The following is a 24,370-nucleotide window of genomic DNA, read 5'->3' as shown; positions in this document are numbered from 1 at the left end:
GCGATTGGTGATGCTGGATGGCATAATCGCGAACGGTTCATAACAGGGGCGTATCAATGACCGCCGAAAGCTACGACCAACTCGCGATCTTTTCGGCCGTGGCACAGGAGCGCAGTTTCACCCGCGCGGCTGCCAAACTGGGCATGTCGCAGCCTGCCTTGAGCCGGGCCATGCGTCAGTTGGAGGAACGACTGGGCGTCAGGTTACTTGCTCGCACCACTCGCAGCGTATCCCCCACGGAAGCGGGCGAACATCTGCTGCGAGTGATCGCCCCCAGATTCGAAGAGATCGACAACGAGCTTGCATTGCTCAGCGAATTCCGTGACAAGCCTTCAGGCAAACTGCGTATCACGGCAGGCGAGCATTCTGCGATCACGATCCTGCATCCCGTGCTCGCAAAGCTGCTGCCCGACAATCCCGATCTCAAGATCGAGATCATCGTCGATTACGGCCTGACCGACATCGTGGCTGAAGGCTTCGACGCTGGCGTCCGGTTGGGTGAGCAGGTCGCCAAGGACATGATCGCGATGCGTATCGGCCCCGACATGCGCATGGCAGTGGTCAGTTCCCCAGCGTATTTCGCTCGGTATCCGAAACCAAAAATCCCGAGCGATCTCATGCAGCACAACTGCATCACACTGCGCATGCCGACTTATGGTGGCCTCTTCCTCTGGGAGTTCGAGAAGAACGGGCAAGAATTGAAAGTACGCGTGGAAGGCCAGTTGGTGTTCAACAACATTGCCATGCGCCTGGAGGCCGCCCTCCAGGGGTTGGGGCTGGCTTATATGCCAGAAGACCTGGTGCAGGAGCATGTCGCACAGGGTCGGTTGATTCGCGTACTCGCGGATTGGTGCGAGCCATTCTCGGGATACCACCTCTACTATCCAAGCCGACGCCAGAGTTCACCCGCCTTTACGTTGCTGCGTGAAGCCCTGCGCTATTCCAGCTGACAGGCCTGCGCGCTTGACGGGTGGCCGATCCCTGACTCACGGCCGCCCGGCCGTTTTAGCCAGATGTTCGTCCAGCGCCTCGCCGGCACGCTTGGCCGCATCAGCGTCACCTTGGTCGGCCAGTACCTGAACGAGTTGACGCAATTGCGCAGCGCTCAGACCTACTCTCATGCTGGCAGCCATGTGCGAACGCAGTTGCGGCTCCACACCGGGCGTGGCGGCCAGCGCTGCGACCGTAGCCAGTTCACGACTTTGCCAATCCAGGTTGTCTCGCTCGAAGATGTCGCCGAACAAATGCGCCTGCAAATATTGATTGATGACAGGTGCAAAGTCGAACAGCGGGCCCTGGACGGGTGCACCGGAAATGCGGGTCTGATTGGCCTTGCCCACGACCAGCAATTCAGCGCCGGTTGGAATGACACGACCGGGCTCGCGCCCCGGATCATCCTGAATGCCGCGTTGTTTGCGTGCGTCCACCACTTTCATCAGCTCGCCGAGTGCGTTGAGACTGCGAGGAAAGCCGGTGTAAGCGTAGAGCTGCACCAGGATTTCCTTCGCCTCGCTGACGGTCAGCCCCGTATTCAGCCCCTTGTTCAAGGCAGCATTGAGCATGGGCATGTTGCTTGTGGCCATGGAGGCTGCAATCAACGGGATAGCCTGCTGCTTGGCTGACAGCACCTCGGAAACGGCATGCTCGGCAGACGTTGCTTGCGGCGTCGCCGGACTTTGTGGGTTGTTTGGGTAATCGACGACTTTCTCCAGCCATTGCACACTTTTGCCATCCACCACGCCGGTCACAGCCAGGTGAGTCATGGCGCTTGTCGGTGCGGCACCGTGCCAGTGCTTGACGCCCGGAGGGCAGACAATCACGTCTCCCAGACGGATTTCCTGCACGGGCTTGCCCCATTCCTGAGTCAGGCCCACACCTGCGATCACAACCAATCGCTGGCCTGCTGGATGGGTATGCCAAGCCGAACGCGCGCCCGGCTCGAAGGTAACGTAGGCGCCAGATGCATTGATTTCGCCAGTGGCGGGGAACAAGGGATCGACGCGCACCCGCCCGGAGAAAAAATCCGCCGGCCCCGCCGCCGAAGCCTGCGTACCTGCACGTCGGATCTGCTGGGCAGCCTGGGACTCACTGACATTGTCTGCTTGCCCGGCTGCGCTGGCGAAGGGTGTCGCGGCGCACATCGCGATCCCGAAAAGGGTCTTGTTCATGATGACGGCTCCTTCAATTCAGAGCGTTCTGGCGTAAAACGCGGTCAGCTGGTCCATTGCGACGTCCACATAGGCAGGCACCCAGTAAGTTTCAATATGGGTCGCGCCATCGATCTTGACCAACGACTTGTCTTTCGTGCCGGTGGCCTTGGAAAAGGCTTGCTCCGACATGTACAGGCTGTCGGCCTTACTGCCCGCGATCATCAGCAATGGCTTGTCGATCAGTTCGATCTGGTCCGTTGCATCGAAGCTCATCAAGTCCAGCAAACTGCTCAAGGTGTATCTGAAGGTCGAGTTAGGATGAGCATGGGTTTTGCCGTAATACTCAAAACCCTGCCGATACAGATCAAACGGCAATTTGGCGATCTGCTCGTCCGTCAGCCTGGCATCCCCGGTGTAGAGAATTTCCCCACCGGCCGCTTCTTGGGCGCGGGCAGCGGAAGCTTGCTGCAAGCGCTCCTGGACCGTGGACAGTTGCGAATCCCGGTAGCCATTACGGCGAACCAGCCCTGAGTTGAACATGCTCAAGGTTGCGATCGACTGGAATCGCTTGTCGGTTTGCGCCGCCTTCAATGAATAGCCGCCACCGCCGCAAATGCCGAGCAAACCCAAACGCGTACTGTCGACGCCGGGGTAGCGGGCGATGAAATCCGCCATGCCGTGGATGTCCTCGATGCGATACGCGGGTTTATCGACGTTACGCGGCTGACCGCCGCTGGCGCCCTGATACGCCGCATCCGCAGTGATCGTAATGTAGCCCTGATCTGCCAGGCGCTGGGCATACAGGCCTGCAACCTGCTCCTTCACCCCGCCATTGGGATGCGCCACCACGACAACCGGGTATTTCTTCGCCGAGTCATAGTTCGCCGGGGTGTAAACGTTGGCGGAAATGTCCAGGCCATTGAGCTTGTAGGTGACCGGATGGAGGTTGACCTTGCCCGGCTCGTTCTTCGTCAGCGCGCCACCGTAGGTCAATGTGAATGGATTCTGTTTGTAGTCCGCGGCCTCAACTTCAGCTGCCGATATACCGATCATTGCGGCCAGAACGGTGGCCTTTATCGTGGTTCGCGTCATATGAATAATCCTGCCTGTTGCGACTTCTGAGGGGCTCGGCGGCCATCGCCGGGCTCGTTTTCAATCCAGGTCTTTCTCTGCGAGAAACTTCGAAACCAGATCCGCGATCTCGACGTTGTTGAGGTCCGAGAAGGGAAAGTGGGAATTGCCCTTGATCCCGATCTCAGGCAAATGGATCAGCCTTACATCACCGCCATGCCGGTTCACGGCGTCTCGCCACAGGCGCGCCATCTCAAGCCGGGCGCGCCAGCTGTCTTGCGCGGGCAGACGCACCGGTTTTTCGGGGATGTTGTCGCCATAGAAGATGACGATGGGGATGCGGGTCAGCGCTTCGAACTGCGCCTTGGATACGACCTGCGCCGAGAGTGTGTCGAACGCACTGGGGATCGGCACCGGGGCTTCACCTTCGGGAAACACGAAGCTGCTGCCCGGCTCGAACGCCACGATGGCTCGCACATTGGGACTCTTGATCGACGTCAGCCAACCGGGCCCGCCACCTTGCGAGTGGGTAAACAGAATGGCCGGGCCAGTCTTTTCCAGCAGCGCGGACACACCATTGGAAACCACATCAATGTCGTAAGGACCGGTATTGGGCGTCATCGAGCGGAAGAATTGCTCCAGCGCCTCCTGCCCATCTGGAAACTGACTGCCCTCGAAGCTGTTTGGCCACACACCCATGCGGAACTGGTTAAACCACAGCTGCTCGTCCGCCACCGGTTTGATTGTCGTTTCAACCAGACTGCGTCCCGCATCGCCACGGCGCGGCTGGTCGATCAGGTAGGTGGAAAAGCCACGACGCAGGAAGAGGTTCTGGAACCCTTCTCGACCGTCGGCCGTCGTTTCCCAGGACTTCGCGGACTGCCCTGCACCATGCAACATGACAATCGGCAGCGGGCGAGCGTCGACCGGAACCTGGTAGAACGCATACACGTGATCGCCATGATAGGTTTGGCCATCAGGCTTCATCGGTGTGTACGGATCAAAGACACCCGGCTGGGTCATCAGCCCGCCGCCGGCCATCAGGCTTCCCTGTTTCTCGATGATCAGCGGACCGCGATCGCCCGCCTCCATGACCGCAGCGGCGCACAGAGCAAAACAAAGGGTGCCCGCCTTCGCTGCGGCGGGCAGGCACTTGCGGATGATGTGCTGGGTCATGGATTGCTCTCGGCTTGAATTCGCAGAGAAGCAACTTACCCTTCGACTATTGATTGATAAACAGCACTAATCGGATAGCACTAATATCAGAATCACATAAATGTGATTCATGAGCCCTTCGGGACAGCGGCACTGTCGGCATCACTTGAAGAGCGCAATCTTTCAACACCAACGGTCGATGTCTATCAGTTGTGACCGGTAAAAATCGACCCATCGCGCCTATTGCACCTGGACATCCCAGCCCTCCCGCCTGTGGAGGGATGCCATGTAGCTAGGTCCCCGAATAGAACATTGGCACTCGACGCAGGTTGCAGAAGATCGTGACGAAGACGGTTACTACTGGATTACCGGTCGCGTGGATGACGTGCTCAACGTGTCCGGTCACCGCATGGGCACCGCCGAGATCGAAAGCGCGATGGTTGCTCACCCGAAAGTCGCCGAAGCGGCGGTGGTCGGTGCGCCGCACGACATCAAAGGGCAGGGCATTTATGTCTATGTCACGTTGATCGGTGGCGAAGAGCCGAGCGAGCAGCTGCGCCCGGAACTGAAAAACTGGGTGCGTAAGGAGATTGGTCCGATTGCTTCACCGGATGTGATCCAGTGGGCGCCGGGCCTGCCGAAAACCCGTTCGGGCAAAATCATGCGCCGCATTCTGCGCAAGATTGCTACGGCCGAATATGAAGGGTTGGGCGATATCTCCACCCTGGCCGATCCGGGTGTGGTGCAGCATTTGATTGATACGCACAAGACCATGAACGTCGCTTAACCCACCGTTCCTGAGTCACCAAAGCCCCGCCCGGCATTGCGCCTGGCGGGGCTTTTTTATGGTCATCGGTAGGTATCTTCGGTGTTATTGCGCGCCGTCTGTTCAATCGGGTCGACGAACTTCGCAACATCGAATCCACCAATGAGTGCTGGCATCAAAGCGAGCTGCTCAGCAAATTGTTCGGCGAAGAGTGGCACTACCCCGTCGGTGACTGCGCCAAAGAGGAAACCTGGCGTGTCGGCGGCTCGAAGTCAGAAGTCCATTTATTCCAAAGTCATCGATTTCCTGGAACGACTCGGCAAACTGTCAGATCGCTCTTTAGTGGCACGATGCAACAAAGAAACATTGTAATCGTAGGTCGATATCAACGGCATTGGCCCCTCCCGTCGAGCCATCTCCAGCCATTGCGTTGTTCGTTCCACGTCAAAGAACTCGTTCTTGAACTTCATCTTCGCAACAAGGTTCGCTGAGACTCTAAAGTGTCCACACCCGGCCGAGCATTTAATCTCTGACCAGCATCCAGCGATATGTACGATTTTAGAGGCAGCCTGGCAAATTAAGCATTGCATGTTCGATCTCCTTTTCGATGACCTACCTACTGTAGCGAACACCGGCCAAGGACGCCTATTGCTCACAGAAATCAAATCCATCGGCCCGCAACGCTTGGAGCGAATCCACAGCCAAAAGCAGCCACTCGAATGCTTCTACAAGACCAAGGACGATTCAAGTTGGCCGTCTGCGTGCTTTGGCTGGACACCTGCTACACCCCCGTCACGATGAAGAACATGCTGACGGCGACGCTGTTTATTGGCGTACATCGCGGCATCGGCACCCGCCAGTAGCTCACCCAGCGGCTTCAGCTCCTTTGGCGAACATCCAACTGCGCCGATGCTTAAGCCGACAGGATAACGACAACGGTCACTACCATTGAACTCATTGACCAGTGCTTGCACACGAGCAGAAAGGGCATCCGCCGACTCCCCTGTGTCGACAGCCAGGACCACAAACTCATCACCGCCGATCCGCGCGACAACATCGCTATGTCTAAACGCCGCTTCGAGCACCTGCGCAGCGGCTACGATCGCCAGGTCGCCCGCCTCATGGCCGTGGGCATCATTGGTCTTTTTCAGACCATCGAGATCAATAAAAAACAACAAACAGGATTGATCATTACGGCGAGCCGAGCGCATGAGCTGGTCAGCCAAAAGAAAGAAACTGCGGCGATTGTGCAAACCGGTCAGTTCATCCGTCAGCGACAGTCGGCGCACATCGTCTTCGACCTTTTGTCGCTGCGACATTTCGCCCATCAGTTTGCTGTTCACAGCTTCCAGTGCACTGGTCCGCTCGATTACCCGTAACTCAAGGGCCGCATTCAGAGCAGCCAGCTCTGCCTGAGCATTCTCTCTCGATTTATCGATCCGATGGAGGTGCCTGGCAGTTCTGAGGATTACCGCAATCAGCATGGCGATGCTCAGAGTTGCCATCAACGCCAAGCTGAACCGGTTGTCGTAGTAGCCCAGCCCTTCTCCGACGACCAGCACACCTCCGATGCTCAGAACTACAACCGGGATACTGGCCAGCAAGCTTCTCGCCACATTGCCACCTGCGGTATCGCTTATCAGCAACTCGACGAATCCCGAACGCGGCTGGATAACCAGCAGCCCGGTATTGAGCAGGATCAGCGCAATAACCGTATGAATGGCCATAGTGCTATAGAGGCCGACCGAGTAAAGCGCGCTGACGTCGAACAAATAACCAACAAGCGCCATCAGGCTTATAAATAGCGCTGATGAAGAGAATATTTGCGGCAGTAATCGCCTCCCATCAAGAACAAGGCTCAGGCCAGAAAGCAGAAGACACAGTGCTGTCGCGTGCGCCATTCGTCCCGGAAAAAGTCCCCCCTGGGTGTGCTGAAGTGAGAAAGGAAGCAGTAGATCTATAGCCAGATCAACCGACATGACATATTCAATGAGCGTCAGCCCCCCGACGAGTATCGCCAGGACAGCGCCAAGCCGCCTGATCAAGCCTGCGGCCAGAGACGCTCTGAAAGTAGCGCACCACAGTCCCGCTCCGAGAACAGTGAACATACAGGCGGTATTGACCTTCATCGTAGTCCAGCCAGGAAGCACAGTCCTTAGCACAGGCACATCCAGCAGCCAACCAGCCAGCACAACTACGCCTATTATTGACACAGTAACGGCCGCCAGCCGGGCGTAGGTTATGAACTGACGTAGCCTTTTTACCTGGCTGACTTCGGGCTCCGCCCTCATCGCCGTCTCCGTTAACGAGTGAATGATTCCGCCAGTATGCCGGGCTGCTTCCAGCCCCGCCAATGTGATGCGCCCGGCACTGCGTCGCCACTCAGGGACTGCCTCGCCGGACATCAACGCCAGACGGATGACTTATCGGGTATCGCTGGATACCCTTACCTCCCCGTCGCCTGACGGTTTCCAGGTCGCACCCCATTTCACCCAGTCGAGCATGTCATGAAATCCCCCGCAGGTTTGCTGCTGTCGGCTATCGAGCTGGACCGTGCCAGTGCCATTCCCCTGTACCGCCAACTGTATCTGCAGATTCGCAAACAGATACTCAATGGCAGAATCCAGGGGGGCGTGCGCCTGCCGTCGACCCGAACCTTGAGCAACGAGTTGGGGTTGTCGCGGATCACCCTTCTCAATGCTTTCGATCAGCTGATTGCCGAAGGTTTCCTGGCCTCGCGTACTGGCGCCGGTACGTATGTCGGCACTGAGTGGGAAAGCCGGGGTATCGAGGATGAGCAACCGCGCCAGCCACCGCGCCTGTCCGACTTGAGCCAGTCGATGCTGTCGCTGCGCAGCGATCATTTTCGCGGGGTGTCCTATGCCGACTGGGACCCCGCGACCCCGACCTCCTTCCTGCCCAGCCATAGCACCTATGACGCATTCCCGCAGGCGATCTGGCGGCGCCTGATGAACCGTCATCTGCTCAAGCCTACCAAGGCCATTCTGGGTTATGGCGAGTTGCAAGGCTTGCAGGCGTTCCGCACCGCGATTGCCGAATACGTCTTCGATGCGCGTGGCATCGACTGCAATGCCGGGCAAGTGGTGATCGTTTCCGGCGCGCAGCAAGCGTTCAACCTGCTGGGCATGCTGCTGCTCAATCCGCAGGACAGCGTCTGGATGGAGGACCCGGGGCACATCGCCGCGCGCATTGCGTTGCAGGCCCAGGGGGCTCAGGTGATTGCGTTGCGTATCGATGAACAGGGGATCGATGTCCAGCAAGGCTTGACCGAGTGCCCTGATGCCCGCCTGGTGTTTTGTACACCTTCGCGCCAGCATCCTTTGGGTGTCACCCTGAGTTATGCGCGGCGCCAGGCACTCATCGACTGGGCTGCGCAGCATCAAAGCTGGATCATCGAGGACGATTGCGACAGTGAGTTTCGCTACAGTGGCCGCCTCCTCCCGGCGCTGTATGCCATGGACCAGATGGCCCGGGTGATCTACGTCGGAACGTTCAGCAAAGTGCTCTTTCCGTCACTGAGACTGGGTTACGTGATTCTGCCGCAGGCCCTGGTCGAACCCTTTTGCACCCTGCGCGCGGTCATGGATCGCAGTCCGCCTACCCTGCTTCAGGCGACAACGGCAGACTTCATGATCGAAGGCCACTTCCTGGGGCACATCCGCCGCATGCGTGCGCTGTACAAGGCGCGCCAGCAGGCATTGATCGAACAGCTTGAAAAGCAGATTGGCAGCTTCTTCAGGATTACCCCGACGGATGCTGGCATGCACCTGATCGCCTGGCTGCCCCCCGAACTCAGTGACGCTGACATCGCCCGGCAACTGGCCCAGCACAACATCCACACTTACGCCTTAAGCGACTACCGCATCAAGCATGCCCTGCCGCCGGCCCTGTTGATCGGCTTTGCCGGTACGCCTGAAAACCAGGCGCGGGAGCGTGTCGAGGCCCTGGCCCAGGCCTTGCGCACCTTGGGTTATCTGCCGCCGACCACTTGATGCGAGGCAAGTGGTCTTATCAATTAACTGATAATGGATCTATCGAGAGTTCCTGACTGGCGCGATAAAGGCTGCGCCGGTAGACCCGGTGTCTGAACCAGGAACGACTCTAATGAACAATAAGATCCAGGAACGATTCAACGCCTTGCTGAGCCATAAGGTGGTCGAACACGGGGCTGTTCCCGTGCTGACGGACGCACTGGCCCGGCGGCTACTTGAACGTCTCGGGCAATTGCGCCTGTTTGCCCACGCCTACCCGCTACTGACCAACCTCACCCACGGTCGTGTCATCCCTGCCGACATGCTGGACTTCGCCTATCGCCACGAGCTGCAAGGCCTGAGCCTGCACTTGCTCGACGGCGAGGAAAACAGCCTGAGCCAAATGTCACCCGCGCAGCTCCAGGCGTTTGCCGCCAAAGCCAAAGCGCTGGGGCTGGATGTGCACCTGGAAATCAGCAGCACGCTGAAAAAGGATGTCGACCAGGTGATCGCCATCGCCATCGCCCTGGGGGTGCGCAACATTCGCGTTTACTCACGTTACGAGGGCACGCTGTCGCGGGTCATGGACGTGATCGAGACCGACCTGCACTACCTGGCGCAACAGGCCGACGCACACGATCTGTACTTTGACTTCGAGCAGCATGAAGAACTCAAGAGCGGCGAAATCGCACAACTGCTCAACCGCCTCAACCACCCTCGCCTGCATGCCCTGTTCGACTTCGGCAACATGATCAATGCCTGCGAACAGCCCCTGCAGGCCCTGCGCAACCTGGCGCCGCACATCCGCCAGACTCACCTCAAGGGTGTGCGCATCGTCCCCGAGCAAAACGGCTTCGGCCATTACGGCGTTTTGCAGGGCAGCGACGAGGACGATCTGCCCAGCGCCCGCATGCTGTTCGAGCTGTTGATGCTCGGCGAAGCAGCCCCGCAGGTGATCGCGTTCATCCTCGAGCAGGAAAACCACTACGTGGCCCCGGCCTTCCGCCAGAGCACTGAGGCGGCCGATCCCTTCATTGCCTACCGGGAGATGAGCGAAACGCCGCTGCCGAACGGCTACTCCCTTGAGCGAATGCTGGCCGACGAACACCGCTGGGCGAACAACCAGGTCGCCTATGTCCGTAGCCTGCTGGCCGAATTGCGCACGCTGGCCGAACTGACCCTGGCCACCTCTTCCAACGCCTGATCCTGACGACCCGATTACGCCCGGAGAACAATAATGACAACTCAAAACAAGGCCAAATGGCTCAGATTCCTGATCCTCATCCTCGGTGGCGGCACCATCTACAAACTGGCGAACCTCAAGGACGCCTTCTATGTACCCATGCAGGAATTCATGGGCTTGAGCCACACTGAAATCGGCATGCTGCTCAGTGCCAACGCGATCATCGCCACCGCGCTGTTTGTGGTAGGCGGCCTGCTCGCCGATCGCTACGACACGCGCAAGCTGATCCCGCTCGGCTTGATCGGCACCGGTGGCCTGGGCTTGTACCTGGCGACCTTTCCACCCTTCAGCAATCTGCTGATCGTGTTCAGTCTGCTGGCCATCTGTGCCGACTGCCTGTTCTGGCCCTCGCTGCTCAAAGCCATCCGCAACCTGGGTGACGATCAGGAGCAAGGCCGGTTGTTCGGCCTGCTCGAAGGCGGGCGTGGCGTGGTTGACACCCTGGTGGCCTTTTCCGCCCTGGGCGTGTTCGTCGCCATGGGTTCGGGCGAAACCGGCCTGAAGTCTGCGATCCTGTTCTACTCGGTCATCGATATTCTGGCCGGCACCCTGACCTGGTTCCTGCTCAAGAGCGGCAGCGCGCAGTCGGTGGCCAAGCCGAAGAACGGTCTGGCGAACCTGATGGAGGCGATCAAGGTGCCGGGAATCTGGCTGGTCAGCCTCAACGTGTTCATGGTCTACATCGTCTACTGCGGCCTGACCTATTTCATCCCCTACCTCAAGGAAATGTACGGGTTGCCCGTGGCACTGGTGGGCGCCTACGGCATCATCAACCAGTACTTCCTGAAGATCCTAGGCGGGCCTGCCGGCGGTTTCATTGCCGACAAGCAGTTCAAAAGCACCAGCCGTTACCTGAAGTGGGCATTCCTGGCGCTGTTGCCAGTGATGGGCGTGATCATGCTGATTCCGAAAAGCCCGGGCTTCATCTATGCGGGCATGGCCGCCACCCTGTCCTTCGCTCTGATCGTGTTCTCCATGCGCGGCGTGTTCTGGGCCCCCATGGGTGAAGTCGGCATTCCCCAGCACATCACCGGCTCGGCCTTCGGCATCGGTTGCCTGATCGGCTATGCACCCGGCATGTTTGCCTATGTCATCTACGGCGCGATCCTCGACCACTTCCCCGGTCAACAGGGTTACAACTATGTTTTCACCCTGATGAGCATACTGGCCATTGCGGGCTTCATGGTTTCCAGCCTGCTCTATCAAGCGGTGCGCAAAAAATCCATGGCCACTGGCGGGATGAGCGCGGCGCAAGCCTGATCATCGTCATGGACTCCAGGAGGAGGAATCGTCTACCACGCCGATCCCTCCTCCGGGCCTGACCCAGGCCTTTCTGTCTACCAGATCGTCCCGGTGCCACCAGCTTGCTCCAACAGCTCCGAACAGGCCGGCTGTAAACCATGTATCTAACCCGTCGAGCAGGCGGTAGAGAAGCTCCATGCGCTCGACTCCGTGGCGGGCAAGAAAAAAGCCCGGCGAGTTAGGCCGGGCTTTCGTTAAATACGATCAAGATTTAATTATTCAGTTTTTCGTACATATAGCTGAACAGATCATCGAAAGGCGGGATTAAAAAGCTGTTAGAGACCGGTGGTGGCGACGCAGCTGCTGGAGTCGATGCGCTTCTCACCGGCACCAACCCGCGCCGAAGTCACCGATGTGGCCACGCCGTGGCCGAAGGTGCGGACGCGGCGATGCTGTCGGCAGAAACCGCCTCCGGCGAATACCCGCTCGAAGCCGTGCAGATGATGAGCAAGATCATCCGCCAGGTGGAAAACGGTCCGGACTATCAGACTCAACTCGACGTCAGCCGACCAAAGGCTGAGGCGACTGTTTCCGATGCGATCAGCTGCGCCATTCGCCGAATCAGTAACGTGCTGCCGGTGGCGGTGCTGATCAATTACAGCGAGTCCGACGCGTCGGGTTTGCGTGCGGCGCGGGAACGGCCGACGGTGCCGATCCTCAACCTGACGCCGAACCTGCAAACCGCTCGCCGATTGACGGTGGCGTGGGGTGTGCACTCGGTGGTCAATGACCGCCTGCGGCAGGTGGATGAAGTCTGCTCCACGAAGCAGCCAGTCGGTAGCGCCTGGAAAAGGTTATTGGTCCTTTGCACTCAAAACGAACCCTACTGTCAGACCTTTCCAACTCATTACGGGGCTCGGAAAAGTTTTTCGCTGGGGAGCCTTGGGCGTCCGAAGGGGGGGCGCTGTGATACATATCAGTGTCTAGCCATGCTGGCTGGCACGAAAATTCGCTACCGGCCAGAAGTCAGAGGACTGGTTGATGTCATTCAAGCAGCGTTGTTTGATTTGCTGCTTATACTGACCGAGCAGTCTGAGCTTGCCATCCGTCTTGTTTCTCCTCGATCAGTGTCGCGCTTTCTCAGACAAATTTCAGGAAAAACAAAGACTTACAGCAAGACAAGGAGCGTTATGCGATATCAAGTCGTGAGCAAACGCGACATTGAATATCGCCTGATTAGTAGTTAGCTGACCGACTTACTCATCTAATTCGAAAAATGGAGTTTCAGGTTCATGATAACCACACTACCGAGAACATTTGGCTGTGCGATGGTATTGCTCGCGTCCTTTGGATTTACGCTCGCCCAAGCAGCGGACATCACTCCCGCCGAAACGAAAGCCATCGCCGAGGAAGGCTACATCTACGGTCTACCCATCGTGATGAACTACGCGACCATGTACGACTACGCCGTGGACAAGAACTCCGGCCAGTACAAGGCGCCGTTCAACCACATTCACAGCATGCACAATGTCTTTAGCTACAAGGACACGGCCATCGTCTCGCCGAACAGCGACACGCCGTATTCCTTGATGTTCATGGACCTGCGTAGCGAGCCGATCGTGCTATCGGTACCGGCGGTGGAGAAACCGCGGTACTACTCGGTGCAGCTCATCGATAACAACACCAACAACTTCGGTTACATCGGCAGCCGTACCACCGGCAGCGAAGCCGGCTATTACATGGTGGTCGGCCCAGACTGGAAGGGCGTGACCCCGCCGGGAATCAAGAAGGTGTTTCGTTCCCAAACACAACTCCTCTTCGTGATCTTTCGCACCCAGCTCTACAATCCGGCGGACATGCCAAACGTCGAAAAGATCCAGTCCGGCTATGCGACTCAGCCGCTATCGGCTTTTCTCAAACAGCCTGCGCCGCCTGCCGCGCCGGCGATCGACTTTCCTAAGTTCGACAAGGACCTCGTGAAGACCGACTTCTTCAAGTATCTGGGCTTTGCATTACAGTTTGCCCCGGCCACACCGGAAGAAGTGGCGATCCGCACGAAGCTGGCTCGTATGGGCATTGGCGCCGGCAAGGACTTCAACTTCCAGGATCTCACCGCCGAGCAAAAGGCCGCAGTGGTTGAGGGCATGCAGGCTGGACATACGAAGGTCCAGGATGCGGTGAATCATCTCGGCACGCAGGTCAATGGTTGGAATATCGTGAGTTCCGGCGGTGATGCCGCGTTCTACGATGGTGATTGGCTAAAGCGTGCCGCCATCGCAAAAGCGGGCATCTATGCCAACGACGCCGAAGAGGCTACGTATCCGATGGCCAAGATCCTGTCCGATGGCGCGCCGCTTGACGGCAGCAAGCACAACTACACCATCACCTTTCCCGCAGGACAGCTCCCGCCGGTCAACGCCTTCTGGTCGGTGACCATGTACGACGGCAAGTCGCAACTGCTGATTAAAAACCCGATCAATCGCTACCTCATCAACTCGCCGATGCTACCCGACATGAAGAAGAATGCAGACGGCTCGTTGACGCTCTACGTTCAGAAGGATTCACCCGGCACGGACAAGGAAAGCAACTGGCTGCCCGCACCGAATGATCTGATCTACATGGTGATGCGCCTGTACTGGCCGAAGGCGGAAAACCCTTCCGTCCTGCCTCCTGGCAAAGGAACGTGGAGTCCGCCCGCGATCGTTAAAATCAATTGAACACCTAACGACCGGTTGCAGCGGACGGCGCTGGCGCGCCGCCGCTGAACCGGGGCGTTAGGGTTTCGAAGAGGCCTTGACCGGCCACTGTGGGTCGGTTGAATCCACAGCTAAAAAGCGCGCTAAAAAGAGCCTCCTGAGAGACAGCAACACTTGAGCCAACATCGGAAAGCCTCCCGATCAGGAAGTCCAGTTCTCCCGAGATAAGTCGAGGTATCAGTTCGCCGCTCACGCCCTCGACAATTTTAATGCGGACACTGGGTCGGTTTTTCCAAAGTCGTGCAATCGCTGCAGGCACAAGATAACTTGATCCCGTTAACACACTTCCTATGGCAACACGCCCTGCATGCCCCTTGCCAAGTGCATCAATTGCTTGGGAAAGGTGGTCTAGCTGGGCAAGCACCATTCGGCCGCGATCTACAAAGGCCCGACCAAGCTCCGTAGGCGTAACGCCTCGACGGTTGCGTATGTAGAGCTGAGCCCCCACGGCCTCCTCAAGGTCCTGCGTAGACGGAAAAGATGCCGAGCGAGTTTCCGAATTCTGACCGTCGATGCTGCTGGGGCATCAAGGATTGAGCCAGTAAAGTCGGCGCCCTTAATCTCACATTTTGTTACCGCATACCCCAGACGGGTGTAAAAACCGGCTTTGGTAACAGCCTCGCGGGATGCCTCCCCCTGCGCTCACCTGCCTGCCAAGCCCATCCCAGAGCGCTGTACGCGCATTCTCAAACACCCAATCCGCGAATTGGCCGGGTGATTGCATATGCTTGTCTGTACAAGTATCTGCGTGTGCATAAGACATGTTGCCACGCAGTACACGCGCTCTTGCGGCACAAGCGCTTTCGATGGTCCTTGGGAATAAAATAATGAAAAAAGCATTTCTCACCCTTTCTGCATTGGCTTTGTGTGTGGCTGCCGGTTCTGCGCTGGCCAAGGAGTACAAGGAGTTGCGTTTTGGCGTCGACCCCTCTTATGCGCCGTTCGAATCCAAGGCCGCCGATGGCAGCCTGGTGGGCTTCGATATCGACTTGGGCAACGCGATCTGCGCTGAGCTGAAGGTCAAGTGCAAATGGGTCGAAAGTGACTTCGACGGCATGATTCCCGGCCTCAAAGCCAACAAGTTCGATGGCGTGATCTCTTCCATGACCGCTACGCCCGCGCGTGAGAAAGTCATCGATTTCTCGAGCGAGCTGTTCTCTGGCCCGACCGCGCTGGTATTCAAGAAAGGCGCGGCCATCGGCATCGATCCGACCTCCCTCAAAGGCAAGAAAGTCGGCTACGAGCAAGGCACCATCCAGGAAGCCTACGCCAAGGCCGTGCTGGACAAGGCCGGGGTAGAAACCCAGGCCTACGCCAACCAGGACCAGGTGTACGCTGACCTGATCTCCGGACGCCTCGATGCCTCAATCCAGGACATGCTGCAAGCCGAACTGGGCTTCCTGAAGTCACCACCAGGCGCCGACTTCCAAGTCAGCGAGCCGGTCGAAAGCCCCCTGCTGCCAGCCAAAACCGCCGTGGGTCTCACCAAAGGCAACGCCGAGCTCCAGGCCTTGCTGAACAAAGGTATCCAGGCACTGCACGACAATGGCACCTATGCGGCCGTCCAGCAGAAGCACTTTGGCGATCTGAATCTCTACAGCGGCAAATAATGACCCTGCGCCCATTTCCGGATGGGCACTTTTTTGATTGACGTAGGGCTGCTCAATGCTAGAAAACCTATTGCAGATTCTGGGGCTGTCAGGCTTTAGCCTTAAGGGTTTCGGCCCGCTGTTGCTGCAAGGCTCCTGGATGACTGTCAAATTATCCTTTCTGTGCTTGCTGGTGAGCGTTGGCCTGGGCCTAATCGGCGCCAGCGCCAAGCTTTCGAAATCGGCACTGTTGCGCGTCCCTGCGCAGGCCTACACCACGCTGATCCGCGGGGTGCCGGACCTGGTGCTGATGCTGCTGATCTTCTACAGCCTGCAAACCTGGCTGACCTCGTTTACCGATTTCATGGAATGGGAATACATCGAAATCAATCCCTTTAGCGCCGGGGTGATTACCCTGGGCTTCATCTACGGGGCTTATTTCACCGAAACCTTCCGTGGCGCCATCCTCGCCGTACCGCGAGGGCAGATGGAAGCGGCTACCGCCTACGGCCTGACCCGCGCTCAGCGCTTTCGCTTAGTGGTGTTCCCGCAAATGATGCGCTTTGCCTTGCCGGGCATCGGTAACAACTGGATGGTGATCCTCAAGGCCACTGCTCTGGTGTCGATCATTGGCTTGGCCGATCTGGTCAAAGTGGCCCAGGACGCGGGCAAGAGCTCCTATCAGCTGTTCTTCTTCCTGATGCTGGCCGCCTTGATCTATCTGGTGATAACCACCGTTTCGAACTACGTCTTGCGCCGGATGGAAATCTTCTACGCCGCAGGCACCCGGGAGGCCGTGCGATGATCGAGCTACTGCAGGAGTACTGGAAACCTTTCCTGTTCCAGGACGGCAATCACATCACCGGGCTGGCCATGACCCTCTGGCTGCTCAGCGCATCGATCCTCTTCGGCTTCGTGATGTCGATCCCGCTGTCGATTGCCCGGGTCTCAACCAATGTCTGGGTGCGCTGGCCGGTGCAGTTCTACACCTACCTGTTCCGCGGTACGCCACTCTATATTCAGCTGCTGATCTGTTACACCGGCATTTACAGCCTGGCCGCGGTGCGTGCTCAGCCCGTGCTGGATGCGTTCTTTCGCGATGCGATGAACTGCACCATTCTGGCCTTCGCCCTGAACACCTGCGCCTACACCACGGAGATCTTCGCCGGGGCCATTCGCAGCATGAACCACGGTGAAGTTGAAGCGGCCAAGGCCTACGGCCTGACGGGCTGGAAGCTGTATACCTACGTGATCATGCCGTCAGCCCTGCGTCGTTCGCTGCCTTACTACAGCAACGAAGTGATTCTGATGCTGCACTCGACCACCGTAGCCTTCACCGCGACCATCCCGGACATCCTGAAAGTCGCTCGGGACGCCAATTCGGCGACCTTCCTGACCTTCCAGTCGTTCGGTCTCGCCGCGTTGATCTACCTGGCAGTCACTTTCTCTCTGGTCGGCCTGTTCCGCCTGGCTGAACGCCGCTGGCTGTCTTTCCTCGGCCCGGCTCACTAATTCAGGATGCTTGTTCATGTACAAACTGACCGTTGAAAACCTGCACAAAAGTTATGGCAACCATGAAGTCCTCAAGGGCGTTTCGCTAAACGCCAAGACCGGCGATGTGATCAGCCTGATTGGCGCCAGTGGTTCGGGCAAGAGCACCTTTCTGCGTTGCATCAACTTCCTGGAAACACCCAACGACGGCGCCATGAGCCTGGACAACCAGCCGATTCAAATGGTTCATGATCGCCACGGCATGCGCGTGGCCGACGCCAATGAACTGCAACGCATCCGCACTCGCCTGGCGATGGTGTTCCAGCACTTCAACCTGTGGAGCCACATGACCGTGCTGGAAAACATCACCATGGCCCCACGCCGGGTGCTGGGCGTCAGCAAGAAGGACGCAGAGGATCGCGCCCGGCGCTACCTGGACAAGGTCGGTTTGCCGGCACGGGTTGCAGATCAATACCCGGCGTTTCTCTCGGGTGGTCAGCAGCAACGGGTGGCCATTGCCCGCGCCCTGAGCATGGAACCGGAGATCATGCTGTTCGACGAACCGACTTCGGCCCTGGACCCGGAACTGGTGGGTGAAGTACTCAAGGTGATCCAGGGCCTGGCCGAAGAAGGCCGCACCATGATCATGGTGACCCACGAAATGAGCTTTGCGCGCAAAGTGTCGAACCAGGTGCTGTTCCTGCACCAGGGGCGGGTCGAAGAGCAGGGCGCGCCCGAGGACGTATTGGGCAACCCTAAAAGCGAGCGTTTGCAGCAATTCCTCAGCGGCAACCTGAAGTAGCAAGAGCGCCTTTGAGCGACCGATGGGTCGCTCGAAGGTGCTGGCTCAACCCTCAAAACACCCACGCCCAACCTGAGCAATCAATGATGCCGTAGCCGCTGACGAGCCGCTGCCAACAGATCGCATAACGATGTTCAGATGTCGCTTCTTTTTGCCCATCATGCTGACCTTCATGGTTATGCATATTGGTTTCTCCAGTGGTCACGGTAAGACTTTGGCTTGCCACTTGCCACGCCTTCAGGCCCGCAAGCTTGGCCTCTAGTGCAGGGGTCGAGTCGTCGTTCTCACCGTCGCCCAGCCCCAGAAACGAGTTGAGCGAGTTCAAGCCGTTCGATGCCGCACCAGCAACTCCGCCACCCTTGCGAGGGTCGAGCAAACGCTGAGTGATCTCGATCTGCTTGGCCAGGCCACCCTTGCGGGCGCGCTCAAGCAGTCCTTCCGCCTGAACCAACTGCTCGATGCTGTCGATGTTGCCGGACATCGCCTTGTCAAGTTGGCTGATGATGGCGATTTCGCTGGTAGCGCTTGCGCCTGATTTCCGTCTTGCCTCGGCCTGACGCTTTGACCTCGATGCCTAGGGACGCAAAGTTGGTGCTCATCTACTATCTCTCTTTTCACGCGAACTGAGCCTGATCCGGAGACATGAGACAGGCCTTATGCCTACCTCCGGGCAATAAAAAACCCGCCGGAGCGGGTTCATAAGAATTGAAACTATCAGATGGGACCGTACTGCTTTTGCAAGGCATCCAATCGTGCCTGCTCATTCTCACTAAGGCCGCCAGCATCAAAAAGTACTTTGCCGTCCGGACCATCAAGTCTGTAGACCTCGACGGTGAAAATTGCTCCTGCTGGAGCTTCAATCTTGCCCCACTTACCGAACTTATTGGGCAAGAGCTGCCAAGTAGCTCCCTCACCGGCCTCCAAGCCACCGCTAATATCGTAGTTAAACGCGTCAACAAACCATGGAATGGCTCTTTCAGGACTGGCAATAGTTCCCTTGAAGTAAGCGCGGGAAATCGGGTGGGAAGTACCGTTCTGAACAGTTAACTCGATGACAGGTTGAGGAATTTTCGAGTATTTTTCAGCCTGCTCCAGAAGTCTTGATCTCGACACGGCGAACTTTGTCAGTTCGGCTTTGGCTGTCTCAGCGGACACCGCTCTGGACAGCAGTTCCTTGATCTCCAGCAAAGCCTGCTCTTTTTGCTTCTTCTCTCTGTCAGCACGAATGCTTGTCGCCATCGTGTTCACTTCGGCAGCGGTCTTCCCATCCAAGCTTAAATTGTTGTCCTGCTGCATTCCCACAAGCGACGTTTTCCCAATATTCAGATTGCTCAACGCAACAAGCATCAGGTCGGCAGCGAACTGTTTCTTTTCATCAGGAGAAAGCCTTTCGGCAACTTTCTTTGAGGATTCTTGTAAGGTCGCCTCGGTTGTAGCATCCAGTTTTGGGTCCCCGCATCCAGCAATCAATGCTGCCGCCAGTCCGATAAGCAACATCCGTTTCATCCGTTTCCCTCCAAACAAAAAACGAATTTTAGCAAATGGCCATAATCGCGTCGCCTTCAACAGATTTACTTATGATCCTACGGGAAGCGATCGGACATAAGTGAGAGCGCTTCAGCCTCCATGCCGCGCAGATCATGGAAGATTGCAGTCCTATCTTTTACCGGAACGCCGGAAAGACACATGACGTTCAAGAGGACGCCGTAGTCCATTCCTGTAGCGCCGCACGCCCCTGTACGCCACTGGGTGTTCATCGCATCGAAGACAGTGTCGCGGAGATTGAAGCTCGCCTACGACCGCGAAGCCCTTCGCATCGGTCACGACGAATAACGAACACCGGGAGGCACGGTGCCGGGGACGTACAGCAACTCCTCGTCGAGTAGACCCAGTAACGGGATATCTCCCTTTCTTGGCATCCTTTCAAGCGCAATCCGCGTTGGCGCAACATCAAAGATCCGACCTCGCATTTTTGCGATCAAGTCACCGCTGATCCTGAATAACCCGCATCCACTTGAGCACTGAATTTCCCGAAAGTCGACATGAGCTGGGTTTTCAGTCGCAGGCGCCCCGCAAATCAAGCATTCCATGTTGCCTCCTTGACCCGATCGAATGCCGGGCCATGAAGCAATAGCTCACAAACACAACTCTCGCCACCACCGGTCACGGAGGGCGGCGCCTGACTGGAGATGCACCGTGGACAAGAACACGAAGATCCTAATTCCGGAAATCTCCGGCGACTGGAAAGAACGCACACGCTCTGGCAACACCAATATTTGGAATTACGCCTCGAACGGTGTGCCGCACCGCAACGGACTTCCCGAGGTGCGCGTGGACCCGCCCGAGGTTGGGCTCTACGCCGAGCGAATCGACGATTCCTGGTACTGGGTGTCGGGCTGCGCCAGGTGCAACGACAACGGTGAGCGCTGGAGCTACGTTGTTTGCGATAAGCGCAACGTTTGCCGGCTGTGCAGCACTCACCGCTCGAAGCTCACCGAAGCGCCGTGGGGTCACCCGGACGGTTTTACCTGCAAGCCCTGCCAAGACGCCGAAGATGCGAAGGCCAAAGCGGAGGCGCTTGCCAAGGTTGCCGAGAGCGACTACGACGAGTGGGACTATCGCAGCCAGGACGAATGCAAGTGCCCACACTGCGCCACAGTCATGCACCTTGAGTCGGAGGACTACGGCGACAAGAGCATGGACTGCGATACATGCGGCGGCCAATTCGAATTGACCACCGAGTATTCAGTGACGTTCACGACCAAGGTGATTGGAGAGCGGATCACCGCCTGATCCATCCTCACCTTTTGCGCTGAGTACTGTTTTCAAGCCGAACGATCAGGCCCAAGAGTCAAATCGATGTCTAGCCTCGCCAATGCTTTACCGCGGGCTAACGCCTCATTGAAGCTGTTGTACTTGGCATTTTCACGGATTGCTTCAACCTGCCTTTCTTTGATCTCAACAGCGATTCTAAGTCCTGTTGGCACGGAATCACTGTCGCTATCCCATTCGAAATCAATCTTCGCTTTAACACCTCGATGCTCATAGACAACTGGGTACGGCCTATCCACTAACACCATTTCGATCTCCTTGATCCGGCTCCATGCCGGGCCGAACACAAATACCCCACTTCAACGAATCACGCCAGCAGACCGACATGCCATGTGGTTGCTATGACGGTGATACCGCGTCAGCACGTCGCTGACGGCCAAGCGTTGTAAGCCACCTGCAACACGGCTGTTAAAGCTGCAGCAATCGCAGCCCGACTGTTCCAAATCGACTGCTTACGCATCGTAGGTTCTATGTCCGCGCCATCGATAATCAGCCTAGCGCCATACATGCCGTTCTCATCTGGAACCTCCGGACCAGGTTTTACTTTCACATAGGCCGAGATTGTCCAGAACACGGCTGAAAGCAAACCAGTTACCAACGAAACGTATAGAACGAAGTCCTTCATAAGACCGATCTCCACCACCTGAAAACCAGAATCCTAAACATCGGGACTTTCTATGACGACAGCAATCGATTTGTTCGCCGGCATCGACGTCATCTGGGCGGCCAACCACTGGCCGGTCGCCGTTGAATGGCACAGCGCCAATCACCCGGAAGCGATCCACATCTGCCAGGACTTGCACCAGGCGGATTGGTCGCAGCTCCCCGCGCACGACATCATGCTGGCCTCGCCCTGTTGCCAGGGTCATTCGAAGGCGCGCGGCAAAAAGTCTGGGAATACTCAGCACGACGCATCGCGCTCCACTGCGTGGGCAGTGGTGTCGGCTGCCGAATTCCACAGGCCGGAAGTAGTGCTGGTCGAGAACGTCGAAGAGTTCACGGACTGGGCTTTATACCCCGCCTGGGCACAGGCAATGGCCGCACTCGGCTACATGATGGCGCCACATGTGGTCGATTGCGCCGATCTCGGAGTGCCGCAGCACCGCGTGCGCCTGTTTCTGGTCTGCACCCGCAGCAAAGCACCGCTGAACCTTCAGCTTCACCAGCGCTGGCATGTTCCAGCCTCATCCTTCATCGATTTCGACGCGGGCAAGTGGAGCAAGATTGTGAAGCCTGGTCGCGCTGAATCGACGCTACTCCGCGTGAAGAATGGCCGGGAGCGCTTCGGTGATCGGTTTATCATGCCCTACTACGGATCCGGCTCGGGCCTGACCGGTCGCAGCCTGGAGCGCCCCATCGGGACCATCACCACGCTAGACCGATGGGCTTTGGTGCGCGGCGATGAGATGCGGATGCTTTCAGCGAACGAGGCGCTAGCGGCCATGTCGTTCCCGGCTGATACGAAGCGCCCGGACAATCATCGGCTGACGATGCACATGGCTGGCAACGCGGTACCGCCGCTGGCCGGCCAGCGGATCATTGAGGCGCTGCTTAAAGCCGCGTGATCGGCAATACCGACGGGCCAATGTGGGCCGGCACGCCTTCAGAACGGAGGAAGGTCGGCGATCCGCCTGCCAGGCATACACTGCTCCTCTGTCAGCGACCCATTGCCATCGGGGATTATCAATGCAGCGCCAACGGGGGCTCCTGACAAACGGAAGACTAGGTGGAATTTATCTCCACCCTCTATTAGCCCCAATACCTCAGCTACGGAAAAGTCACGCAACTCTGCGGAGACCTGCGGCAAAGTGTTGGCCACGTAGCCATGCGTTTCTTGCCCCTGAACCGCAATCAACTTTCCGTCTTTGTCATGTCTAGCTGCAGTAACGCTGTAAACAGCCATCGCAATTACCTCCTCATGAATCGTTAACTATAGCTACCCATGAGGTATCCCCATGCCCACAGAAAATCTCAAGGTCTATCAAGCCCGCGAAGGTGCCGAAGGCCAACAGTAATAACCTTCTCCACCAGCATCGCCCAAGCTCGCCTGTCAGTCGCCCTCCCCCCCACGTTTCCTATCCGTTAAGGCCGGTGAGGGCTGGCTTTGCGGTCCCGGCTGTAATGGTCATTCCCCCTGTAGGTTTGGGGGGAGCCTTGGGAACTGGTTTTTTGGCCGGCACCTGTGCGGGCTCAGGCGACATGCCTTCATTTTTGGTGTCGGTCGTCACTACAACTTTCTCGTTAGCCATGGGTTGTTCCTCTTCCATGGACGCCAAGGCGGCATCCTTCTACGTCCTCGGCCCCGGTTTTAGGCCAGGGAGTGGTGTGTAACTGAGCAACTTCTGATAGGCAACTTGGAAAATGATCCCGTATTGACCGGCGATGAATTCGAGAATAGCTGCCTTTTCCTCGCTGTAGATCATTGAAAGAAACTGCGCACTCGCCAAACAGCAGTAACCCCTCCCCACCTTCAAAGTCAGCCGCTATAGCGGCAAAGGAACAGTCATGCCTGTACAAAAGTTGATCGGCCCCGTAGAAGCCGTGCTTGACGAGGATCTGAAAAAGGAGCGGGACGTGGATAAGCGGAGAGGTGGTGTTACCGTGGATTTGGCAGGGGATTATCCCATTTTCAAAAAAGTAGATGGGCAACTTGTAGAGATTGAGAAGGCTGAACCCGGCAGGCGCTATGGGCTTGTGAAGAGTTTGGCCGAGGGCGGAACTACTTGTTACGTCCAGTACACGGATGAAGAGGAGGCGGCTGTTGACGCGCAGAAGGTTGCTTGGGATGCCGGCGCAAATGAGCGAGAGTTGGAGGAAATAAGAATTGCTGAAGAGGCGGCGAAGTTCGAAGAGTCGCTTAGATTTGAGACTCGGATAACCGCATTCATTGATGTGCTCGGTTGGAAAAATGCGGTCGAAGATGCAGCCAAAGGCGACAGCGAACGCGTTTTAGCGCTAGGGAAAGCCCTCGCCGGCATGCAGGGCTACAGCAAATTTACGGAAACCCTCAGAGGACTTGTTCCGGAAGATGAACGATGGCCTGGCGACCCAATGGTTAGTCAGTTTTCTGATTCTTTGTTACTAAGCTACAGCGATGATCAGTCAGGAAGAGACGCGCTGAAACAGGCGCTTTATGCCCTCACTTCGAATCTTAGTAAGCGGCTGGGGAAGTCACCTTCCGAACTCCAGCATTAAGGGCGATGGTGTCCGCGTATTTCTAAGCGGACGCGATCGCCCTTAACGTCAGGATTTCCATGCGCCAACGAAGCTCTTACCCGAAA

23 protein-coding genes and 2 pseudogenes are annotated in these 24,370 nt (G+C 57.4%); 14 read left to right on the top strand and 11 right to left on the bottom strand.

The window, feature by feature from the left end; all coding sequences use genetic code 11:
* The first annotated feature begins 56 nt into the window (after nt 1–56).
* Nucleotides 57–950 (top strand): LysR family transcriptional regulator, encoded by an 894-nt coding sequence (locus tag KGB23_RS27965; protein ID WP_223433385.1) that lies wholly within the window; start codon nt 57–59, stop codon nt 948–950.
* Between the two features lie 36 nt (nt 951–986).
* Here the strand turns inward: KGB23_RS27965 and KGB23_RS27960 are convergent, their stop codons facing one another.
* From KGB23_RS27960 to KGB23_RS27950, 3 genes are read right to left on the bottom strand one after another with little or no spacing between them, the layout of a single operon-like run.
* Nucleotides 987–2,168 carry a cupin domain-containing carboxymuconolactone decarboxylase family protein gene (locus KGB23_RS27960; RefSeq protein ID WP_223433384.1) on the bottom strand — a complete coding sequence of 394 codons (1,182 nt, stop codon included), beginning with the start codon at nt 2,166–2,168 and terminating at the stop codon, nt 987–989.
* Nucleotides 2,169–2,186: 18 nt separating this feature from the next.
* Nucleotides 2,187–3,242, bottom strand: a complete 1,056-nt coding sequence (locus KGB23_RS27955; RefSeq protein WP_223433383.1) for an alpha/beta hydrolase — start codon at nt 3,240–3,242, stop codon at nt 2,187–2,189.
* Nucleotides 3,243–3,302: 60 nt separating this feature from the next.
* Nucleotides 3,303–4,397, bottom strand: a complete 1,095-nt coding sequence (locus tag KGB23_RS27950) for an alpha/beta hydrolase (protein ID WP_223433382.1) — start codon at nt 4,395–4,397, stop codon at nt 3,303–3,305.
* Nucleotides 4,398–4,716: 319 nt separating this feature from the next.
* On the opposite strand from KGB23_RS27950, the pseudogene KGB23_RS27945 reads away from it, so the two are divergent.
* Nucleotides 4,717–5,163 (top strand): annotated as a pseudogene (locus KGB23_RS27945) (AMP-binding enzyme); the annotation flags it as partial.
* Between the two features lie 704 nt (nt 5,164–5,867).
* Here the strand turns inward: KGB23_RS27945 and KGB23_RS27940 are convergent.
* Entirely contained in the window at nt 5,868–7,271 is a 1,404-nt protein-coding gene (locus tag KGB23_RS27940; RefSeq protein ID WP_223433381.1) for a GGDEF domain-containing protein, read from the bottom strand.
* A gap of 378 nt (nt 7,272–7,649) precedes the next feature.
* On the opposite strand from KGB23_RS27940, the gene KGB23_RS27935 reads away from it, so the two are divergent.
* The 5 genes and pseudogenes from KGB23_RS27935 to KGB23_RS27910 all read left to right on the top strand — a co-directional run bounded on the left by KGB23_RS27935 (nt 7,650) and on the right by KGB23_RS27910 (nt 14,336).
* A complete protein-coding gene (locus tag KGB23_RS27935; protein ID WP_223433380.1) occupies nt 7,650–9,155 on the top strand; it encodes a PLP-dependent aminotransferase family protein in 1,506 nt (501 codons plus the stop codon).
* Between the two features lie 112 nt (nt 9,156–9,267).
* Nucleotides 9,268–10,338: a sugar phosphate isomerase/epimerase family protein gene (locus KGB23_RS27930; RefSeq protein WP_223433379.1), complete on the top strand. Its 1,071-nt coding sequence runs from the start codon at nt 9,268–9,270 to the stop codon at nt 10,336–10,338.
* 33 nt (nt 10,339–10,371) lie between these two features.
* Nucleotides 10,372–11,637, top strand: a complete 1,266-nt coding sequence (locus KGB23_RS27925; protein ID WP_223433378.1) for an MFS transporter — start codon at nt 10,372–10,374, stop codon at nt 11,635–11,637.
* 327 nt (nt 11,638–11,964) lie between these two features.
* Nucleotides 11,965–12,443 (top strand): annotated as a pseudogene (locus KGB23_RS27915) (pyruvate kinase); the annotation flags it as partial.
* Nucleotides 12,444–12,947: 504 nt separating this feature from the next.
* Entirely contained in the window at nt 12,948–14,336 is a 1,389-nt protein-coding gene (locus tag KGB23_RS27910; RefSeq protein ID WP_411741513.1) for a DUF1254 domain-containing protein, read from the top strand.
* Nucleotides 14,337–14,340: 4 nt separating this feature from the next.
* On the opposite strand, the gene KGB23_RS30530 is transcribed toward KGB23_RS27910, so the two are convergent.
* Nucleotides 14,341–14,742, bottom strand: a complete 402-nt coding sequence (locus KGB23_RS30530) for a LysR substrate-binding domain-containing protein (RefSeq protein WP_223433376.1) — start codon at nt 14,740–14,742, stop codon at nt 14,341–14,343.
* Between the two features lie 460 nt (nt 14,743–15,202).
* Here KGB23_RS30530 and KGB23_RS27900 point away from each other — a divergent pair, with 460 nt between their 5' ends.
* The 4 genes from KGB23_RS27900 to KGB23_RS27885 are packed head-to-tail and all read left to right on the top strand — an operon-like array spanning nt 15,203 to nt 18,257.
* The gene (locus KGB23_RS27900; RefSeq protein WP_223433375.1) at nt 15,203–15,985 is read left to right on the top strand and encodes a transporter substrate-binding domain-containing protein; all 783 of its coding nucleotides are present in this window, start codon (nt 15,203–15,205) and stop codon (nt 15,983–15,985) included.
* A 55-nt stretch (nt 15,986–16,040) separates the two neighbouring features.
* Nucleotides 16,041–16,769, top strand: a complete 729-nt coding sequence (locus tag KGB23_RS27895; RefSeq protein WP_077431981.1) for an ABC transporter permease — start codon at nt 16,041–16,043, stop codon at nt 16,767–16,769.
* On the top strand, nt 16,766–17,476 hold the full coding sequence (locus KGB23_RS27890; RefSeq protein WP_223433374.1) for an ABC transporter permease: 711 nt from the start codon (nt 16,766–16,768) through the stop codon (nt 17,474–17,476). The genes KGB23_RS27895 and KGB23_RS27890 overlap by 4 nt, the downstream gene beginning before the upstream one ends.
* A 16-nt stretch (nt 17,477–17,492) precedes the next feature.
* Nucleotides 17,493–18,257 carry an ABC transporter ATP-binding protein gene (locus KGB23_RS27885; protein ID WP_046031503.1) on the top strand — a complete coding sequence of 255 codons (765 nt, stop codon included), beginning with the start codon at nt 17,493–17,495 and terminating at the stop codon, nt 18,255–18,257.
* A 52-nt stretch (nt 18,258–18,309) separates the two neighbouring features.
* Here KGB23_RS27885 and KGB23_RS27880 read toward each other — a convergent pair whose 3' ends face one another.
* The 3 genes from KGB23_RS27880 to KGB23_RS27870 form a co-directional block, all read right to left on the bottom strand.
* Complete coding sequence (locus KGB23_RS27880) at nt 18,310–18,738, bottom strand: hypothetical protein (protein ID WP_223433373.1); 429 nt, start codon at nt 18,736–18,738, stop codon at nt 18,310–18,312.
* A gap of 233 nt (nt 18,739–18,971) precedes the next feature.
* Nucleotides 18,972–19,763, bottom strand: a complete 792-nt coding sequence (locus KGB23_RS27875) for a DUF6694 family lipoprotein (protein ID WP_223433372.1) — start codon at nt 19,761–19,763, stop codon at nt 18,972–18,974.
* 77 nt (nt 19,764–19,840) lie between these two features.
* The gene (locus tag KGB23_RS27870) at nt 19,841–19,972 is read right to left on the bottom strand and encodes a DUF1799 domain-containing protein (protein WP_263288767.1); all 132 of its coding nucleotides are present in this window, start codon (nt 19,970–19,972) and stop codon (nt 19,841–19,843) included.
* 481 nt (nt 19,973–20,453) lie between these two features.
* Here KGB23_RS27870 and KGB23_RS27865 point away from each other — a divergent pair, with 481 nt between their 5' ends.
* Complete coding sequence (locus KGB23_RS27865; RefSeq protein WP_223433370.1) at nt 20,454–21,050, top strand: hypothetical protein; 597 nt, start codon at nt 20,454–20,456, stop codon at nt 21,048–21,050.
* Nucleotides 21,051–21,082: 32 nt separating this feature from the next.
* On the opposite strand, the gene KGB23_RS27860 is transcribed toward KGB23_RS27865, so the two are convergent.
* Nucleotides 21,083–21,337, bottom strand: coding sequence for a hypothetical protein (locus KGB23_RS27860; protein WP_223433369.1), 255 nt, complete (start codon nt 21,335–21,337; stop codon nt 21,083–21,085).
* A gap of 110 nt (nt 21,338–21,447) precedes the next feature.
* Nucleotides 21,448–21,714, bottom strand: a complete 267-nt coding sequence (locus KGB23_RS27855) for a hypothetical protein (protein WP_223433368.1) — start codon at nt 21,712–21,714, stop codon at nt 21,448–21,450.
* Nucleotides 21,715–21,766: 52 nt separating this feature from the next.
* On the opposite strand from KGB23_RS27855, the gene KGB23_RS27850 reads away from it, so the two are divergent.
* Nucleotides 21,767–22,654 carry a DNA cytosine methyltransferase gene (locus KGB23_RS27850; RefSeq protein WP_223433367.1) on the top strand — a complete coding sequence of 296 codons (888 nt, stop codon included), beginning with the start codon at nt 21,767–21,769 and terminating at the stop codon, nt 22,652–22,654.
* A 38-nt stretch (nt 22,655–22,692) separates the two neighbouring features.
* Here the strand turns inward: KGB23_RS27850 and KGB23_RS27845 are convergent, their stop codons facing one another.
* A complete protein-coding gene (locus tag KGB23_RS27845; protein WP_223433366.1) occupies nt 22,693–22,992 on the bottom strand; it encodes a hypothetical protein in 300 nt (99 codons plus the stop codon).
* A gap of 602 nt (nt 22,993–23,594) precedes the next feature.
* Between KGB23_RS27845 and KGB23_RS27840 the strand changes: the two genes are divergently transcribed.
* On the top strand, nt 23,595–24,284 hold the full coding sequence (locus KGB23_RS27840) for a hypothetical protein (protein WP_223433365.1): 690 nt from the start codon (nt 23,595–23,597) through the stop codon (nt 24,282–24,284).
* The last annotated feature ends 86 nt before the right edge of the window (nt 24,285–24,370 follow it).

The organism is Pseudomonas sp. GL-B-26, assembly GCF_019947405.1.
Taxonomy (GTDB): domain Bacteria; phylum Pseudomonadota; class Gammaproteobacteria; order Pseudomonadales; family Pseudomonadaceae; genus Aquipseudomonas.
The sequence above is the reverse complement of the archived record's forward strand: the minus strand, read 5'-3'. Positions and strand labels throughout refer to the sequence as shown.

Bases quoted from the DNA above. Each gene is read 5' to 3' on its own strand.
- KGB23_RS27965 (WP_223433385.1), top strand. From the start codon at position 57: ATGACCGCCGAAAGCTACGACCAACTCGCGATCTTTTCGGCCGTGGCA.
- KGB23_RS27960 (WP_223433384.1), bottom strand. From the start codon at position 2,168: ATGAACAAGACCCTTTTCGGGATCGCGATGTGCGCCGCGACACCCTTC.
- KGB23_RS27955 (WP_223433383.1), bottom strand. From the start codon at position 3,242: ATGACGCGAACCACGATAAAGGCCACCGTTCTGGCCGCAATGATCGGT.
- KGB23_RS27950 (WP_223433382.1), bottom strand. From the start codon at position 4,397: ATGACCCAGCACATCATCCGCAAGTGCCTGCCCGCCGCAGCGAAGGCG.
- KGB23_RS27940 (WP_223433381.1), bottom strand. From the start codon at position 7,271: ATGAAGGTCAATACCGCCTGTATGTTCACTGTTCTCGGAGCGGGACTG.
- KGB23_RS27935 (WP_223433380.1), top strand. From the start codon at position 7,650: ATGAAATCCCCCGCAGGTTTGCTGCTGTCGGCTATCGAGCTGGACCGT.
- KGB23_RS27930 (WP_223433379.1), top strand. From the start codon at position 9,268: ATGAACAATAAGATCCAGGAACGATTCAACGCCTTGCTGAGCCATAAG.
- KGB23_RS27925 (WP_223433378.1), top strand. From the start codon at position 10,372: ATGACAACTCAAAACAAGGCCAAATGGCTCAGATTCCTGATCCTCATC.
- KGB23_RS27910 (WP_411741513.1), top strand. From the start codon at position 12,948: ATGGTATTGCTCGCGTCCTTTGGATTTACGCTCGCCCAAGCAGCGGAC.
- KGB23_RS30530 (WP_223433376.1), bottom strand. From the start codon at position 14,742: ATGGTGCTTGCCCAGCTAGACCACCTTTCCCAAGCAATTGATGCACTT.
- KGB23_RS27900 (WP_223433375.1), top strand. From the start codon at position 15,203: ATGAAAAAAGCATTTCTCACCCTTTCTGCATTGGCTTTGTGTGTGGCT.
- KGB23_RS27895 (WP_077431981.1), top strand. From the start codon at position 16,041: ATGCTAGAAAACCTATTGCAGATTCTGGGGCTGTCAGGCTTTAGCCTT.
- KGB23_RS27890 (WP_223433374.1), top strand. From the start codon at position 16,766: ATGATCGAGCTACTGCAGGAGTACTGGAAACCTTTCCTGTTCCAGGAC.
- KGB23_RS27885 (WP_046031503.1), top strand. From the start codon at position 17,493: ATGTACAAACTGACCGTTGAAAACCTGCACAAAAGTTATGGCAACCAT.
- KGB23_RS27880 (WP_223433373.1), bottom strand. From the start codon at position 18,738: ATGTCCGGCAACATCGACAGCATCGAGCAGTTGGTTCAGGCGGAAGGA.
- KGB23_RS27875 (WP_223433372.1), bottom strand. From the start codon at position 19,763: ATGAAACGGATGTTGCTTATCGGACTGGCGGCAGCATTGATTGCTGGA.
- KGB23_RS27870 (WP_263288767.1), bottom strand. From the start codon at position 19,972: ATGGACTACGGCGTCCTCTTGAACGTCATGTGTCTTTCCGGCGTTCCG.
- KGB23_RS27860 (WP_223433369.1), bottom strand. From the start codon at position 21,337: ATGGTGTTAGTGGATAGGCCGTACCCAGTTGTCTATGAGCATCGAGGT.
- KGB23_RS27855 (WP_223433368.1), bottom strand. From the start codon at position 21,714: ATGAAGGACTTCGTTCTATACGTTTCGTTGGTAACTGGTTTGCTTTCA.
- KGB23_RS27850 (WP_223433367.1), top strand. From the start codon at position 21,767: ATGACGACAGCAATCGATTTGTTCGCCGGCATCGACGTCATCTGGGCG.
- KGB23_RS27845 (WP_223433366.1), bottom strand. From the start codon at position 22,992: ATGGCTGTTTACAGCGTTACTGCAGCTAGACATGACAAAGACGGAAAG.
- KGB23_RS27840 (WP_223433365.1), top strand. From the start codon at position 23,595: ATGCCTGTACAAAAGTTGATCGGCCCCGTAGAAGCCGTGCTTGACGAG.